This window comes from Methylobacterium sp., from assembly GCF_019745455.1.
Lineage (GTDB): Bacteria > Pseudomonadota > Alphaproteobacteria > Rhizobiales > Beijerinckiaceae > Methylobacterium.
Genome location: NZ_JAIETD010000041.1, coordinates 73,195 through 88,940 on the forward strand (window position 1 = coordinate 73,195; position 15,746 = coordinate 88,940).

The window sequence follows — 15,746 nt, forward strand, 5'->3', positions numbered from 1 at the left end:
GGGGGATGGGTCTCCGGCACGGGATGAGGGCGCTGAGCCTCAAATGGCGGATCGCGGCCGGGATCGGAAGGGCCGCATGGGCCGTGCGGCGTCACGCCTTCCCCTGATCATCGGCCTTGAACCTGCATCGAACGGCCGGGTTGACCATCCTAGACCTTGTCCGAGGGACGATTCATGACCCGCCTCGCCACCGTAGCCCTCCTCCTCTGTGCCGCCGCCCTCCCCCTCGGCACGGCACTGCCCGCGGCGGCGCAGAGCCCGTCGAAATCCTACCTTTTCCAGGAGCGCCAGCTCGGTGGGGCCTGCCCGCCACCCCTCAAATTCGCCGCAGGCGCCTGCGTCCGCCGCTGCCCTGCAGGTTATGAGGATAATGGCCGGACGTGCCGGTTCAGGAGCATGCGGGGTGGTGGTGGGCGGTGAGGGCTGAGCCTCGCCATCCTCTCCGCACTTGCGGAGAGAGGCGATACGCAAGCCATGCCGTGTCCCGCCTCCATCCGGCGCATGGCGGTCCGCCCGAGCTTTCGCTATGACGCTCCCGCGGAAGGGTTGGGAGCGTCATGGGTTCTGCCGAGAAGCCTGCCGGTGAGGCGAGCACGCATTTCGGGTTCGAGCGCGTCGCGCTCTCCGAGAAGCAGGCGCGGGTGGACGATGTCTTCCGCTCCGTGGCCAAGCGCTACGACGTCATGAACGACCTGATGTCCGGGGGCTTGCACCGGGCCTGGAAGTCGAACCTCGTGGCGATGCTGAGGCCGCCGCGAAACCGGCCGTTCCGCCATCTCGACGTGGCCGGCGGCACCGCCGACGTCGCCTTTCGGGTGCTCGAAGCCGGCGGGCGCGAGACCCACGTGACCGTGCTCGACATCAACGAGGCGATGCTCGGCGTCGGAGCCGAGCGGGCGGGCGACCGGTTCACCGGCCGGATCGACTTCGTCACCGCCAATGCCGAGGCGCTGCCGCTGCCGCGCGGTACCTTCGACGCCTACACCATCGCCTTCGGCATCCGGAACGTGCCGCGGATCGAGGTCGCCCTGGCGGAGGCCTACCGGGTGCTCAAGCCCGGCGGGCGCTTCCTCTGCCTCGAATTCTCCAAGGTGGACCTCCCGGTCCTCGACCGGATCTACGACGCCTATTCCTTTCACGTGATCCCGCGTCTCGGGGCGCGGGTGGCGGGGGACTCGGAATCCTACCGCTACCTCGTCGAGTCGATCCGCAAGTTCCCGACGCCGGGGCGCTTCGCCGGGATGATCGAGGCCGCCGGGTTCTCCCGCGTCAGCCATCGCCCGCTCACCGGGGGCATCGTCGCGATCCATTCCGGCTGGAAGATCGCGTGAGGGCCCTGCGAGCGGCTGGGTCGCGGGCGTCCCTCGGGTGCTAGGCGCCCTCGTCAACCTGGCGCGCGGGGCGCGGGTCGGCTTCGTGCTGGCGCGCGAGGGCGGGCTCGCCTTCGTCGACGCCGAGGCGCTGCCGCCGCATCTGCGCCTCGCCCTTCGTCTCGGGCGGATGCTGGAGCGGCCCGGCCTCGGCGGTGGCGCTGGACCGCTGCAGCGGGCTCTGACACGGCTCGGGCCGTCCTACGTCAAGTTCGGACAGTTCCTGGCGACGCGGCCCGACATCGTCGGCATGGATGCGGCCCTCGACCTTGAGCAGCTCCAGGACCGGGTGCCGCCCTTCCCGCAGGATATCGCCGAGAAGGTCGTCGTGGCGGCCTTCGGCAAGCCGATCCGGGAGATGTTCGTTTCTTTCAGCGCGCCGGTGGCGGCCGCCTCCATCGCCCAGGTCCACAAGGCGCATCTCCTCGATGCCGATGGGACGCAGCGGGCGGTGGCCGTGAAGATCATGCGGCCGGGCGTGCGCGAGGGCTTTCAGCGCGACCTCGAGGTGATGCGTTTCATCGCCCGCGTCGTCCACACGCTCTCGCCCAAGGCCGAGCGCCTGCGCCCGCGCGAGGTCGTCGAGATCCTCGCCCGATCGGTGATGATGGAGATGGATTTCCGGCTCGAAGCCGCCGCGATGTCGGAGCTCGCCGACAACACCCGCGACGACATTGATTTCCGGGTGCCCCGCCCCGAATGGGAGCTCACCGGCCGCGACGTGCTCACCAGCGAATGGATCGAGGGCATCCGCCTCAACGACCGCGCCGCGATCCTCACCGCCGGCCACGACCCGGCGGCTTTGGGGCGCACGGTGATCCAGAGCTTCCTGCGCCATGCGATCCGCGACGGCTTCTTCCACGCCGACATGCATCCGGGAAACCTGTTCGTGGATCCCGACGGCGTCCTCGTGGCGGTGGATTTCGGGATCATGGGCCGGCTCGGGCCGCGCGAGCGCCGCTTCCTCGCCGAGATCCTCCTCGGCTTCATCCTGCGCGACTACCGCCGCGTGGCGCAGGTGCATTTCGAGGCGGGCTACGTGCCGGCGCACCACTCCGTCGACGACTTCGCGCAGGCGATCCGGGCCATCGGCGAGCCGATCCACCAGCGCAAGGCCGACGAGATCTCGATGGCCAAGGTGCTGACGCTTCTCTTCGACATCACCGCGCTCTTCGACATGCGGACCCGCACCGAGCTCGTGATGCTGCAGAAGACCATGGTGGTAGTGGAGGGCGTCGCCCGCTCCTTGGACCCGAAGCTCGACATGTGGACCGGCGCCGAGCCGGTGGTGCGCGCCTGGGTCGCCCGCAACCTCGGACCGATCGGCAAGGCCGAGCAGGCCGGACGCGCAGTGCTGACCCTCGCCGAGGTGGTCGCCGACATCCCCGACATGGCGCAGCGCCTGCGCCGCGTCCTGGTGCGGCTCGACGAGAGCGCAGGCGAGGACGCGCTGCTGCTGCAGAGGCTCGCCCGCAAGGAGGGCCGCCGCGCCCACTGGTCGACGGCGGCGTTGTGGGCGATCGCCGTTGGGGCTCTGGTGATGGCGTTCCGGTGAGAATTCCGAGCGGCAATACGGCGACGGCGTTCGGTGTGCTATGATGCCGAACGAGGTGAGATCATGACCGACGTTGTGGAGCTGGCCTTCGAGGCCGTCCGTCAGATGCCGCCCGCCGAGCGGGACAGCATGGCGCAGGCCATTCTCACTCTTGCCCGTCAGGACGACGGGCCGCTCGACATCGAGCCGGAGCACCTGTCCTCCGTCCTCGAAGGGCTGGCGCAAATCGAGCGCGGCGAGTTCACCGAGGGCGACCCTGCCGAACTGGTCGCCGCCGCGTTTCGCCGCCATCGGCCTTGAAGCTACGCCTTTCCCCGCGGGCCGAGGCCGACCTCGACAGCATCGCCGCCTACCTTGCAGCCCGCGACCCGCAGGCCTTGCAGCACGTTCAGGATCAGCTTGCTGCGGCTTTGCGGTTGCTTCTCGATCACCCGCAGGCGGGGCGCCATGTCGGTCGAGGACTGCGCCGCCTCTCCGTGCCGCGCCTCCCCTACCTGATCGTCTATCGTGTGGATGAAGCCGCCGAAGCCGTCGCCGTCGCCACCATCCGCCATACCGCCCGTCGTCTAGACCCGGCCGGCATTCGTTGGCTGATGCTTCCACGGGGGACGGATCCCCACCCTTGACGCGCCTCACCAAATGCCTGTGGTAGAGCCATGTCCCAGTCTCTCGGCGGACGCCGCATCCTTCTCGTCATCGGCGGCGGTATCGCGGCCTACAAGGCGCTCGACCTGATCCGGCGCCTGCGTGAGCGCGGGGCGCAGGTGCGCCCGCTCCTCACCGCCGGGGCTCAGGAATTCGTGACGCCGCTCGCCGCCGCGGCGCTGGCCGGGGAGCGCGCCCATACCGACTTGTTCGATCGGGCCGAGGAGGCCGATATCGGACATATCAAGCTCGCGCGCGATGCCGACGCGGTCGTGGTCGCGCCTGCCACCGCCAACCTGATGGCCAGGATGGCGCAGGGCGATGCCTCCGACCTTGCCTCGACGGTGCTCCTCGCCACCACCCTGCCGATCCTCATCGCGCCGGCCATGAACGTGCGGATGTGGCAGCACCCGGCGACGCAGCGAAACCTCACCACCTTGCAGGCCGACGGGGTGCATGTCGTCGGCCCTAACGAGGGCGCCATGGCCGAGGCGGAGTTCGGCCCGGGCCGGCTTGCAGAACCCGTCGAGATCGCCGACGCCGTCGAGGCGATGCTGGGAGCAGCGCAACAGGCTGGCGGCTTCGGCTTTCTCGCCGACCGGGCATCCGGGAAGCTGCGCGAGAGGCCCCTTGCCGGCAAGCACGTCCTTGTCACCTCCGGGCCGACCCACGAGCCGATCGATCCGGTCCGCTACATCGCCAACCGCTCGTCAGGGCGGCAGGGCCACGCCATCGCCGCCGCCGCCGCCGTGGCCGGTGCCACGGTGACGTTGATCTCGGGGCCCGTCGCGCTCCCCGATCCGGCCGGCGTGACGGTGGTCCGCGTCGAGACCGCCCGAGAGATGCTGGCGGCGGTCGAGGCGGCGCTACCCGCCGACATCGCGGTTTTCGCCGCCGCGGTGGGAGATTGGCGTCCCGAGGCGACGCTCGGAACCAAGATCAAGAAGGACGGCACGGCGGTGCCGCCCCTCGGTCTCGTCGAGAATCCCGATATCCTCGCTACGATCGCAGGGCGTGGCGAAAGACGCCCAACCCTGGTCGTCGGCTTCGCCGCCGAGACCGATTCGGTCCTCGACAATGCCCGCGCCAAGCTCGTCCGCAAGGGCTGCGACCTTCTCGTCGCCAACGACGTCTCGGCCGAGGGCGGAGTCATGGGCGGCCTGTCCAATACGATCCATCTCATCACCCGCGACGGCGCGGTCGAGACCTGGCCGACCCTCGACAAGGACGAGGTCGGACGCCGGCTCGTCGCCCGCTTCCGCGACCTCATTTGCGGGTGAGAACGAACCATCGGCCCCGCACGGCGTTAAGGCTTGACTAACTTCTCGCACCGCATCATTGCGGTGCCATCGTCGGCCCGGACTTTTGTCCGGTGCGGCGGCTCCACAGGAACGACTGAACCCCATGCCCAGCGACAGTAGTCGATGGACCGCGCCGCCTTCGGCCGAGAGCGTGCTTCGCGCCTGATCATGTGATCGGGCTCGCCCGCGCCGGCCCCTGGCGGCCGGTCGAACGAGGTGAGCCCATGACCCTTTCTCACGTGATATTCCGCCGTGGCCGCGTGTGCCGTGCCGGACCACGCCCCGACGCCAGCGTCGCTCTGATCATGTTCGTGATGATGTCGCTGGTCTTCGGGCCGATTATCGGCGTGCACCTCGTCGCCGCCTTCGCTCCCGCCGATTTCCAGCCGACCGTGGTCTCGCATTCGAGCGAGCGGCCCTCTACTCGCGGCTGATCAGGCGCGGATGAGCGGAAGCAGCGGATCGCGTTGACGGATGGTGAGCGCGTGTCTATAGACGCCGCTTCGCCGACAGGCCGCGCCAACGCAGCCCGTCGGCTTCGCCATTGCCCGAACAACCTTCGCGCGACGACCGACATCTGAAAGCCTGCGGGCTTGTCGGCATCGCCTCACTTGAATGAGGATGCCCCATGGCCAACACCGTGTCGGCCAAGAAGATGACCCGCAAGATCGCGAAGCGCACCGCGATCAATCGCTCGCGCCGCAGCCGCATGCGCACTTTCGTCCGCAAGGTCGAGGAGGCCATCGCCGCCGGCGACCAGTCAAACGCCCTGACTGCCCTGCGGCAGGCCGAGCCCGAGATCATGCGGGCCGCTCAGCACGGCATCGTCCATAAGAACAACGCCTCCCGGAAGGTTTCGCGCCTCGCCGCGCGGGTCAAGGCGCTCGCCGCCTGACACCTCCCGACAGGGACTGCTTCGATGGAAGCCCGGCCTGATGGCCGGGCTTTTTTCGTTTTCGGACGACCAGTTCGTGAGCCGGTTCGCGTTAACCCTAGAGTCGAATCTAGGCCGTTGCGGAGTCTAGATGTGCTGTGTAGATTAATGATGTCTCGCTAAAAGCGATAAAGTTCACACTTTATTTAGCTCTGCCCGAATCGACCGAAGATATCCCAGGCAGCTCGACTCTCGCCGTCGTGTCGGAGCCCGCTCGAAGACTCGCATTGCTCCCGCGAGAGTGGGATTTGTTAGGAGAACCGTAGCTTATTGTTGATAGCCATCTTGGATCGGCAAAAGCGCGCGGTGATGGGCTTGACTCCCCCGCGATGATCTGGGTCTCGCGATATCCTCGTGGGGCTTGACGAACGTCCAGTGTGCGTACGCGACGACGGCGGTGCCCCGCCCTCTGCGCGAGGAGAGTGATGATGCAGGTCGAGGGTAGCGCGGCGGATGACGGCGAGATCGGCAGGAACGGTGCCAGTACGGCGGAATGTGCAGCCGCTTGGGTGCGGGTCAAACGCCGCCTGAGGGCCGAGCTCGGCGAGGACGTTTTCGCGAGCTGGTTCGCTCGCCTCGAACTCGACGCGGTCACCGCCGGAACGGCGCGGCTGACCGTGCCGACCCGATTCCTCAAGAGCTGGATCGAATCGCATTACCTCGACCGTGTGCTCAACACCTTCCGCAGCGAAGTCGAGAGCGTGACGCGGATCGAGGTCGGTGTCCGTGGTGCCGCCGCTCCGGTGCGCGTCGCCCCGGCGGTGCAGAAGCCGACCGCCCCTGCGAGCCCTTTGGCCCGTTTGCAGGCCTCGCCCGCGCTCCCCGCATCCCATCCCGGCGAATCGCAGGGGGCGAGTGAGGCCGAGGGTGCCGCCCGTGCCGATGCCGGCGATCTCAGCGGCGCCCCCCTCGACAACCGCCTTACTTTCTCGAGCTTCGTCGTCGGTCGCTCCAACGCCCTGGCGCATGCCGCCGCCGAGCGCGTCGCGCGCCATGACGGAGGGCCGGCCCTCTACAACCCACTCTACCTCCATGCCGGTGTGGGCCTCGGCAAGACCCACCTCCTCCACGCGATCGGCCACGTCACCCGCGAGTCCGGCAAGCGTGTGATCTACCTCACCGCCGACCGCTTCATGTACGGCTTCGTGAACGCCCTCAAGACGCAGAACGCCCTTGCCTTCAAGGAGCGCCTGCGCGCCATCGACCTCCTCATCCTCGATGACGTCCAGTTCATCCAGGGCAAGTCGATTCAGGCTGAGTTCGGCCACACGATCAATGCCCTGATCGATGCCGGCCGCCAGATCGTGGTGGCGTCCGACCGGCCTCCCACCGAACTCGAAGCCCTCGACGAGCGCGTGCGCTCGCGCCTCGGCGGCGGCCTCGTCGTGGAGATCGGCAGCCTCGACGAGACCCTGCGGGCCTCGATCCTCTCCGCGCGACTCGCCGCGGTGCGGCTCACGCATCCCGGCTTCGAGGTGTCGCCGACGGTCGCCGCCTACGTCGCCCGATCGATCACCGCCAACGGCCGCGACCTCGAAGGCGCGGTCAACCGGCTCCTCGCCCATGCCACCCTCACGGGCACGGCCGTGACCCTGGAAACGGCCGAGACCGCGATCCGCGACCTCGTCAAGAACCGCGAGCCGAAGCGCATCAAGATCGAGGACATCCAGAAGCTGGTGGCCTCCCGCTATAACGTCTCCCGGTCCGACATCCTGTCCGAGCGGCGCACCGCCGCCGTGGTCAAGCCGCGCCAGATCGCCATGTACCTTTCGAAGGTGCTGACCCTGCGCTCGCTCCCCGAGATCGGTCGGCGTTTCGGCGGGCGCGACCACACCACGGTGCTCCACGCCGTGCGCAAGATCGACAAGCTGATCGGTGAGGATTCGGTGTTGTCCGAGGAGGTCGAACTCCTCAAGCGCATGCTGCAGGATTGAGGCACGGGAACACCGCCCTCCTTCCATCGCTTCTGTCGTGACTGGGCCGCCCATCCCGGGGCGGCCTTTCGCACGGAATGACCTATCGATGCCGAAAGCCGTGATCTTCGACGTCGACGGCACCCTGATCGACTCGAACGACCAGCATGCCAGCGCCTGGCAGGATGCATTCCGCGATTTCGGACATGTCTTCGACGCGGCGACGATACGGGCGCAGATCGGCAAGGGTGGCGACCAGTTGATGCCTGTCTTCCTGTCGAGGGACGAGATCGAAGCGCGGGGTGAGGATTTGGAGGCGCACCGCGCCGGGATCCTCAAGGAGCGCTACCTGCCGGCGATCAAGGGGTTTCCCGACGTCCCCGCGCTCATGCGGCGCCTGCTCGACGATGGGCGTGCGATCGCCCTCGCCTCCTCGGCCAAGGGCGACGAGCTGCAGGTCTACAAGCGGATCGCCGGCATCGAGGATCTCGTCGGCACCGAGACCTCGTCGGACGACGCGGACCAGAGCAAGCCACATCCAGACATCTTCGAGGCAGCCCTTGAGCGACTCGGCAATCCGTCGCCCGGGGATGCCGTGGTGGTGGGCGATACCCCCTACGATGCGCAGGCCGCCGCCAAGGCGGGATTGCGGACGATCGGGCTGCTCTGCGGCGGATGGTCGGAGGATGCCCTTCGCGAGGCCGGCTGCATCGCGGTCTACCAGGATCCCGCAGATCTCCTGCGCCGCTACGACGGCTCGCCACTCGCCGGCTGACAGTGTTCACGACGTTTCGAGAGCCGAGACCTGTGCTTGCGGTCCGGCTATGGTCCGGCTCGATATCGTTTCTTTCTTGATCCCCCGCCTTTCCCACTCTGGACCTCATCCTGACGTGCCTCGGCGAAGCGGAGGCCTCGAAGGAGGCCTTCAATACGCTCTGTGGATTCCTGGAGCCCTCCTCCGAGGCCGGTTCGCGGCACCTCGGGATGAGGTTGGGAATGCGTGATGGCCTTATCAGCGGAGACGGGATCAGAAGGAGCGTTTGCGTGAGCCGTCCGATACCGAAGCAAGAGATCCAGACCGTCGAGGGTCGGCGCAGCGCCATCGTCGCCGCCGTACGCCAGCGCGGCTACGCTACCGCGGAAGCTCTCGCGGCGACCTTCGGGGTCACCGTCCAGACCATCCGGCGCGATCTCAACGAACTCAGCGCCGAAGGGCGGCTCGAACGCTACCGCGGCGGCGGCGGATTACCTTCGAGCGTCGAGAACATCGATTACGCCGACCGGCAGGTCACCCATGCCGCCGAGAAGGCGGCGATCGCCCGGCTCGCGGCGACGGCCATTCCCTCGCATTGCTCGGTCTTCATCAACATCGGCACCACCACCGAGGCGGTGGCGCGCGAACTCCTGCGCCACGACGATCTCAGCGTCATCACCAACAACCTCAACGTCGCCCTGACCCTGTCGCAGCAGACCGCCTTCCGGGTTGTGGTCGCCGGCGGCACCGTGCGCAACCGCGACGGGGCGGTCCTCGGCCAGCTCTCCTGCGATACGCTCGGCCAGTTCCGGGTCGACTACGCCATTATCGGAATCAGCGGCATCGATGCCGAGGGCACGTTGCTCGACTTCGACTACGAGGAAGTCCGCGCCACTCAGACCGTGCTCGCTCACGCCGCCCACGTCTTCCTGGTGGCCGATCATTCGAAGTTCGGTCGTCGCCCGATGGTCCGCCTCGGGCACCTGTCGCAGATCCACACTCTGTTCACCGACCGGGCGCCTCCCGAAGGCATCGCCGCTCTCATGCAGGAACACAACGTGGCGTGCAAAGTGGCCCTGACAGGTTGAATGCGGTTGCAGTGCGAAAACGAAAGCACATGATTTTCGCTTGCGAAAACTAGCCCTCTGCGCAATATCCTGCTCATCGGCGCAGCCGAGGGTGGGAGCGCAATGGCGGACGTCACGACCTACGACATGCTCGTCATCGGCGGCGGGATCAACGGAACCGGGATCGCGCGCGATGCGGCCGGCCGCGGTCTCAAGGTTCTGCTCTGCGAGAAGGGGGATCTGGCCGAATTCACTTCGTCCTCCTCTACGAAGCTGATCCATGGTGGATTGCGCTACCTCGAATATTACGAGTTCCGGCTGGTGCGCGAGGCTTTGGCCGAGCGCGAGCGCCTGCTCGCCCAGGCGCCGCACATCATCTGGCCACTGAGCTTCGTCCTGCCCCATGACGAGGGCCTGCGCCCGGCCTGGATGCTGCGCCTCGGCCTCTTTCTCTACGATCACCTGGCGCGACTGCGCACCCTGCCGGGCTCGACATCCGTTCGCTTGCGAACATCACCGCTCGGTTCTCCGCTTCAGGAGCGGTTGACCAAGGGCTTCACCTATTCGGATTGCTGGGTCGAGGATTCCCGCCTCGTCGTCGTCAACGCCATGGACGCGCGCGAGCGCGGCGCGGTCATCCGCACCCGCACGGCGGTGGATTCGGCCCGCCGCGAAGGCGATTCATGGGTCGCTGCGATTCGTGATGTCCAGGGCGGCCGGACCGAGACCGTGAGCGCCAAGATGGTCGTCAATGCCGCCGGCCCCTGGGTCAGCGAGACACTCGGGCAGACCCTCGGCATCAACAGCCGGGCCGCGGTGCGCCTGATCAAGGGCAGCCATATCGTCGTGCGCAAGCTCTACGAGGGCGACCAGGCCTATATCCTGCAGCAGCCCGACAAGCGCATCGTCTTCGCGATCCCCTACGAGCGCGATTTCACCCTGATCGGCACCACCGACGTCCCCTACGAGAACGAGCCCGGCCCGGTAGCGATCTCGGAAGACGAGACCCGCTACCTCTGCGACTGCATCAACAGGTCGTTCTCGAAAAGCATCGGCCCCCAGGACGTTGTCTGGAGCTTCTCGGGCGTGCGCCCCCTCTTCGACGACGCCGCCGAGAACGCCTCCGCCGTCACCCGCGACTACGTTCTCGATGTCTCGGACAGCGACGGAAAGCTGCCGGTGCTGTCGGTCTTCGGGGGCAAGATCACGACCTATCGGCGCCTCGCCGAGCATGCCATCGAGAAACTGGCGCCGTACCGGCCGGGGCTCAAGCCGGCCTGGACCGCCAAGGCGGCGCTGCCCGGCGGCGACATGCGGGACGCCGATTTCGACCGGTTCCTCGCCGATCTGCAGGCAGCCAAGCCCTTCCTGCCGCCCGCAATGGCGAGGCGCCTCGCCCGCGCCTACGGCACCCGCGTCGACCACATCCTCGGACAGGCCAGGAGCCTCGCCGATCTCGGTGAACGGTTCGGCGACGAACTCACCGCGTCGGAGGTCGACTACCTCATCGCGCATGAATGGGTGCGGGAGGCCCACGACATCCTCTGGCGCCGCTCGAAGCTCGGGCTTCGGATTCCGCCAGACGGCCAGGCCCGCCTCGCCGCTTATTTCGCGCGCCGCTCCGCCGCCGCCTGACCCGGTATCGAAGGAAGGCCGCCCCGGCATCAAGACTGGGAGGCTTCAGGGAAACGTCCAACGACAGGAGAGCCAGCCATGGCCGATTACGTCGGCGCCATCGATCAAGGCACCACCAGTTCGCGCTTCATCATCTTCGACCGCCGCGGCAACATCGTCGCCACCGCCCAGCGCGAGCACGAGCAGATCTATCCGCGCCCCGGCCATGTCGAGCACGACCCGGCAGAGATCTGGCGCAACACCCAGATCGTCATGCGCGAGGCCATGGAATCGGCCGAGATCCAGCCCTCCGACCTCGTCTCGATCGGCATCACCAACCAGCGCGAGACCACGCTGATCTGGGACCCCCGCACCGGCCAGCCGCTGCACAATGCCCTCGTCTGGCAGGATACCCGCGTCGACGGCCTCGTCGCGCGCTTTGCCCGCGATGGCGGCAAGGACCGCTTCCGTGCCGTCACCGGCCTGCCGCTGGCGAGCTACTTCTCCGGCCTCAAGCTCGCCTGGCTCCTCGATGCCGTGCCGGGCGCGCGTGAGAAGGCGCAAGCGGGTGACGTCCTGTTCGGCAATATCGATGCCTGGCTCGTCTGGAACCTCACCGGCGGGGCGCAAGGCGGCCTCCACGTCACCGACGTCACCAATGCCAGCCGCACCCAGCTGATGGCGTTGAAAACCCTCGATTGGGACGAGGGCATGCTCTCTGCCTTCGGCATCCCGCGCACGATGCTGCCGAAGATCGTCTCGTCGAGCGAGGTCTACGGGGAGAGCCGCACGCCCTTCGTCGGCGTTCCCATCGCCGGCATCCTCGGCGACCAGCAGGCAGCCCTGTTCGGCCAGACATGCTTCAAGCCGGGAGAGGCCAAGAACACCTACGGCACCGGCTGCTTCGTGCTGATGAACACCGGCGCAGACCCGGTGCCCTCGACAAGCGGTCTCGTCACCACGGTCGGGTACAAGCTCGACGGCAAGCCGCCGGTCTATGCGCTCGAAGGCTCCATCGCCATCACCGGCGCCCTGGTGCAGTGGTTGCGCGACAATCTCGGGATCATCCGCGACAGCGGCGACATCGAGGGCCTCGCCCGCACCGTCTCGGACAACGGCGACGTCTATTTCGTGCCCGCCTTCTCGGGCCTTTACGCCCCGCATTGGCGGGAGAGCGCCCGAGGCATCATCGCCGGGCTGACGCGCTACGCCAACAAGGGGCACATCGCCCGCGCGGCCCTCGAGGCCACCGCCTACCAAACCCGCGAGGTTCTGGAGGCCATGGCCAAGGATTCCGGGATCGACATCAAGGAGCTGCGCACCGATGGCGGCATGGTGAGGAACGACCTCCTCATGCAATTCCAGGCCGACATCCTCGACGTGCCCGTGGTGCGCCCCAAGGTGACCGAGACCACGGCGCTCGGGGCCGCCTACGCGGCGGGCCTCGCCACCGGCTACTGGAACAGTCCCGACGACCTGATCTCGAACTGGGGCGTCGACCACCGCTGGCACCCGAACATGGCGGCCGAGCAGCGCAACACCCTTTTCACCGCCTGGACCAAGGCAGTGGAGCGATCCTTCGACTGGACCACGCCGCGGGAGTGAGGCGCGCCTGCCGATGGAAGAACCGTTCGGCTCTGGTCCCCTGACCCTTCTCGGGTTGAGCCTGATGGTCAGTCGAAGTCTCAAACACCGTCATTCCGGGGCCGCGAAGCGGAGCCCGGAATCCAGAAACTCAGGTCGTTGTCCATCGACGCCAGCAGCGGCTCTGGATTCCGGGCTCGCCTGCGGCGCCCCGGAATGACACCGTTCAGGCCTTCAGGAACTGCCTCATGATCTCCCCCTTCCTCGGCGAACTCCTCGGAACGATGGTGCTGATCATCCTCGGCGACGGCGTCGTTGCGGGGGCTCTCCTCAGCAGGTCCAAGGGCGAGAATGCCGGCTGGATCGCCATCACCGCCGGCTGGGCCTTCGCGGTCATCGCCGGGATCTTCACCGCCACCGCGACAGGCAGCCCCGACGCGCATCTCAATCCCGCCGTGACGCTGGCCGGCGCCGTCGGCACCGGGGATTGGCACAAGGTCTGGATCTACATCCCCGCGCAGATGCTCGGGGCCTTCGTCGGAGCGACGATCGTGTGGCTGCACTACCTGCCGCATTGGGCGGTGACGGAGAGCAAGGACCTCAAGCTCGCCTGCTTCTGCACCGGGCCGGCGATCCGCAACGCGCCGGCCAACTGGACATCCGAGATCATCGCCACCTTCGTGCTGATCTTCGTCATCAACGCCATCGTGTCGAAGGCGGTCGGCAGCCCGAACGCGATACCTGCAGGCGTCGCGCCCTACCTCATCGGCATGCTGGTCTGGGGGGTAGGGCTCTCCCTCGGCGGCACCACCGGCTATGCGATCAACCCGGCGCGCGACCTAGGTCCCCGCTTCGCCCATGCGGTGCTTCCCATCGCCGGCAAGGGCTCGTCGGATTGGGGCTACGCCGCGATCCCGGTGGTCGGACCGATGATCGGCGCGGCCCTGGCGGCCCTGGCGGTGCTGGCGGTCGGGATGTGAGAACCTCACGTTGCATCGCAGCGAAGAAGCCACGATGCTCCGGCCCATGACCAAACAACCCCAGCAATTTGCCAGCGACAACTATTCCGGCATCTGCCCCGAGGCATGGGTCGCGATGGAAGAGGCCAATGCCGGCTACGCCCCCGCCTATGGCGAGGATGCCTGGACGGAACGCGCCTCGGCCGCCTTCCGAAAACTGTTCGAGACCGAATGCGAGATGTTCCTCGCCTTCAACGGCACGGCGGCGAACTCGCTGGCCCTGGCCTCGCTCTGCCAATCCTATCACAGCGTGATCTGTGCCGAATCCGCCCATGTCGAGACCGACGAATGCGGCGCGCCGGAATTCTTCTCCAACGGCTCGAAACTGCTGACCGCCAGGACCGTGGACGGCAAGCTGACGCCGGATGCCATCCGCGACCTCGCCACCCGGCGCCGGGACATCCACTTTCCGAAGCCCAGGGTGGTGACGATCACCCAGCCGACCGAGACCGGGCAGGTCTACACGCCGGAGGAGATCCGGGCGATTTCCGGCGTCTGCCGGGAACTCGGCCTCAGCCTTCACATGGACGGGGCGCGCTTTGCCAATGCCTGCATCGGCCTGAACTGCGAGCCGGCCGACATCACCTGGCGGGCGGGCGTCGATGTCCTCTGTTTCGGCGGCACCAAGAACGGCATGCATGCCGGCGAGGCGATCCTGTTCTTCGATCCGAAGCTCGCCGAGGATTTCGGCTATCGCTGCAAGCAGGCCGGACAGCTCGCCTCGAAGATGCGATACCTCTCCGCACCCTGGGCCGGCATCCTGGAGAGCGGGGCCTGGCGCCGCAACGCCGCCCACGCCAATGCCTGCGCCCGCCGCTTCAGCAAGGCCGTGGCCGAGGTTTCCGGCGTCTCGCCGGTGTTCCCGGTCGAGGCCAACGCGGTCTTCCTCGCCCTGCCGGATGCTGTCGCCGAAGCCCTGCGGGCGCGAGGCTGGCGCTTCTACACCTTCATCGGCGGCGGCGCCCGGTTCATGTTCTCCTGGGATGCCGATCCGGCCCGGATCGACGCGCTCGTCGCGGACCTGCGCGGCTGCCTCTTAACCTCCCGCTTACCCGATTGATCGAGTTTGCCGCTTCTCAATCAGCAGGGAGTCACCATGTCGGACACGGTAGGGATCGCGGGCGATCGGATCCGCTCGATCATCGAGCGCGTCGAGCAGCTCGACGAGGAGATCAAGGGGCTGATGGAGGGCAAGAAGGAGATCTTCGCCGAGGCCAAGGGCGAGGGCCTCGACGTCAAGATCCTCAAGGAGATCCTGAAGCTGCGCAAGCTCGACAAGGACGAGCGCGACGAGCACGAAACCCTGCTCGACGTGTATCTGCGCGCCATGGACGCGCCCTCCCCGATGGCCGAGGCGGCTTAACTCGAACGAGGAGGAAGGGTCGCGCCGCTACCGGCGTGGCCCAGCCCCCGAAGAGCCGCCGCATCCTTCGCCATCTGCCGCTCCGTGCGCTTCGGCTCCAGGTTCTCCAGCGCCATCCGTCGCAGGCCGAGGACCAGCAGGACGAGGGAAGCCAGGGCGAAGGGCGCGGCGACGATCACCGCCGCGAGGGCCTCGGAGCCGATGATGGCGGCCAGGGCCTTCACGGCGGCCGCAAGCAGCAGGAAGAAGGCGACGATCAGCGCGAGGACCGCCGCGCCGAGGAGCGCGACGAGGCCCAGGATCGCCCCGATATTGCCGTTCGTCTCGAGGCGCGCCAGCGTCAGGGTCTGGCGCAGATGCAGGCTGCCGAGGCGCAAAGCCTCGCCGATGAGCGCGAGGGTCGTATCCGGCGGCCGCGCTGTCATCGTCGTCTCGGTGCTCCTTTGCCGGAAGCACAACGGAAGGGGCAGCTTGGGTGTTCCGGACCCTCTTCCGAGCGTCGGTAGGCAAGGGCTGAGCTGCGGGCTAAGGTTGCGCCCTGAGAGGAAGGGTTTGCCTCACTCGCATCGCTGGCCAAACCTTCTGCGCCTCGGCCCGTTTCGCCCCAGCGCTCATCGGGCGGGACGG

At 67.5% G+C, this 15,746-nt stretch carries 17 protein-coding genes; 16 read left to right on the forward strand and 1 reads right to left on the reverse strand.

Features of this window, described 5'->3' with window-relative positions:
• The first annotated feature begins 174 nt into the window (after positions 1 to 174).
• From K2Y56_RS09835 to K2Y56_RS09910, 16 genes are all read left to right on the forward strand, one after another.
• Positions 175 to 420, forward strand: coding sequence for a hypothetical protein (locus K2Y56_RS09835; protein ID WP_292507192.1), 246 nt, complete (start codon positions 175 to 177; stop codon positions 418 to 420).
• Positions 421 to 557: 137 nt separating this feature from the next.
• Positions 558 to 1,331: a bifunctional demethylmenaquinone methyltransferase/2-methoxy-6-polyprenyl-1,4-benzoquinol methylase UbiE gene (gene ubiE / locus K2Y56_RS09840; protein WP_292507193.1), complete on the forward strand. Its 774-nt coding sequence runs from the start codon at positions 558 to 560 to the stop codon at positions 1,329 to 1,331.
• 37 nt (positions 1,332 to 1,368) lie between these two features.
• The gene (gene ubiB, locus K2Y56_RS09845) at positions 1,369 to 2,925 is read left to right on the forward strand and encodes a 2-polyprenylphenol 6-hydroxylase (protein ID WP_292507194.1); all 1,557 of its coding nucleotides are present in this window, start codon (positions 1,369 to 1,371) and stop codon (positions 2,923 to 2,925) included.
• A 63-nt stretch (positions 2,926 to 2,988) separates the two neighbouring features.
• On the forward strand, positions 2,989 to 3,225 hold the full coding sequence (locus K2Y56_RS09850; RefSeq protein ID WP_292507195.1) for an acetyltransferase: 237 nt from the start codon (positions 2,989 to 2,991) through the stop codon (positions 3,223 to 3,225).
• Positions 3,222 to 3,551, forward strand: a complete 330-nt coding sequence (locus tag K2Y56_RS09855; RefSeq protein WP_292507196.1) for a type II toxin-antitoxin system RelE/ParE family toxin — start codon at positions 3,222 to 3,224, stop codon at positions 3,549 to 3,551. The genes K2Y56_RS09850 and K2Y56_RS09855 overlap by 4 nt, the downstream gene beginning before the upstream one ends.
• A 30-nt stretch (positions 3,552 to 3,581) precedes the next feature.
• Positions 3,582 to 4,850 carry a bifunctional phosphopantothenoylcysteine decarboxylase/phosphopantothenate--cysteine ligase CoaBC gene (gene coaBC / locus K2Y56_RS09860; protein ID WP_292507197.1) on the forward strand — a complete coding sequence of 423 codons (1,269 nt, stop codon included), beginning with the start codon at positions 3,582 to 3,584 and terminating at the stop codon, positions 4,848 to 4,850.
• Between the two features lie 245 nt (positions 4,851 to 5,095).
• Entirely contained in the window at positions 5,096 to 5,305 is a 210-nt protein-coding gene (locus K2Y56_RS09865) for a hypothetical protein (protein WP_292507198.1), read from the forward strand.
• 194 nt (positions 5,306 to 5,499) lie between these two features.
• Complete coding sequence (rpsT, locus tag K2Y56_RS09870) at positions 5,500 to 5,766, forward strand: 30S ribosomal protein S20 (protein WP_292507199.1); 267 nt, start codon at positions 5,500 to 5,502, stop codon at positions 5,764 to 5,766.
• A gap of 467 nt (positions 5,767 to 6,233) precedes the next feature.
• Positions 6,234 to 7,739 carry a chromosomal replication initiator protein DnaA gene (gene dnaA, locus K2Y56_RS09875; RefSeq protein ID WP_292507276.1) on the forward strand — a complete coding sequence of 502 codons (1,506 nt, stop codon included), beginning with the start codon at positions 6,234 to 6,236 and terminating at the stop codon, positions 7,737 to 7,739.
• Between the two features lie 88 nt (positions 7,740 to 7,827).
• Complete coding sequence (locus tag K2Y56_RS09880) at positions 7,828 to 8,493, forward strand: HAD family hydrolase (protein ID WP_292507200.1); 666 nt, start codon at positions 7,828 to 7,830, stop codon at positions 8,491 to 8,493.
• A gap of 269 nt (positions 8,494 to 8,762) precedes the next feature.
• The gene (locus K2Y56_RS09885) at positions 8,763 to 9,560 is read left to right on the forward strand and encodes a DeoR family transcriptional regulator (RefSeq protein ID WP_292507201.1); all 798 of its coding nucleotides are present in this window, start codon (positions 8,763 to 8,765) and stop codon (positions 9,558 to 9,560) included.
• Positions 9,561 to 9,662: 102 nt separating this feature from the next.
• Positions 9,663 to 11,174, forward strand: a complete 1,512-nt coding sequence (glpD, locus tag K2Y56_RS09890; RefSeq protein ID WP_292507202.1) for a glycerol-3-phosphate dehydrogenase — start codon at positions 9,663 to 9,665, stop codon at positions 11,172 to 11,174.
• A gap of 78 nt (positions 11,175 to 11,252) precedes the next feature.
• Entirely contained in the window at positions 11,253 to 12,758 is a 1,506-nt protein-coding gene (gene glpK / locus K2Y56_RS09895) for a glycerol kinase GlpK (RefSeq protein ID WP_292507203.1), read from the forward strand.
• A gap of 227 nt (positions 12,759 to 12,985) precedes the next feature.
• Positions 12,986 to 13,717: an MIP/aquaporin family protein gene (locus tag K2Y56_RS09900; RefSeq protein WP_292507204.1), complete on the forward strand. Its 732-nt coding sequence runs from the start codon at positions 12,986 to 12,988 to the stop codon at positions 13,715 to 13,717.
• Positions 13,718 to 13,763: 46 nt separating this feature from the next.
• Positions 13,764 to 14,816: a low specificity L-threonine aldolase gene (locus K2Y56_RS09905; protein ID WP_292507205.1), complete on the forward strand. Its 1,053-nt coding sequence runs from the start codon at positions 13,764 to 13,766 to the stop codon at positions 14,814 to 14,816.
• 36 nt (positions 14,817 to 14,852) lie between these two features.
• Positions 14,853 to 15,119 (forward strand): DUF2312 domain-containing protein, encoded by a 267-nt coding sequence (locus K2Y56_RS09910; protein WP_292507206.1) that lies wholly within the window; start codon positions 14,853 to 14,855, stop codon positions 15,117 to 15,119.
• On the opposite strand, the gene K2Y56_RS09915 is transcribed toward K2Y56_RS09910, so the two are convergent.
• Positions 15,116 to 15,544, reverse strand: coding sequence for a phage holin family protein (locus tag K2Y56_RS09915; RefSeq protein ID WP_292507207.1), 429 nt, complete (start codon positions 15,542 to 15,544; stop codon positions 15,116 to 15,118). The two genes, K2Y56_RS09910 and K2Y56_RS09915, sit on opposite strands and share 4 nt — an antisense overlap.
• Between the last annotated feature and the right edge of the window lie 202 nt (positions 15,545 to 15,746).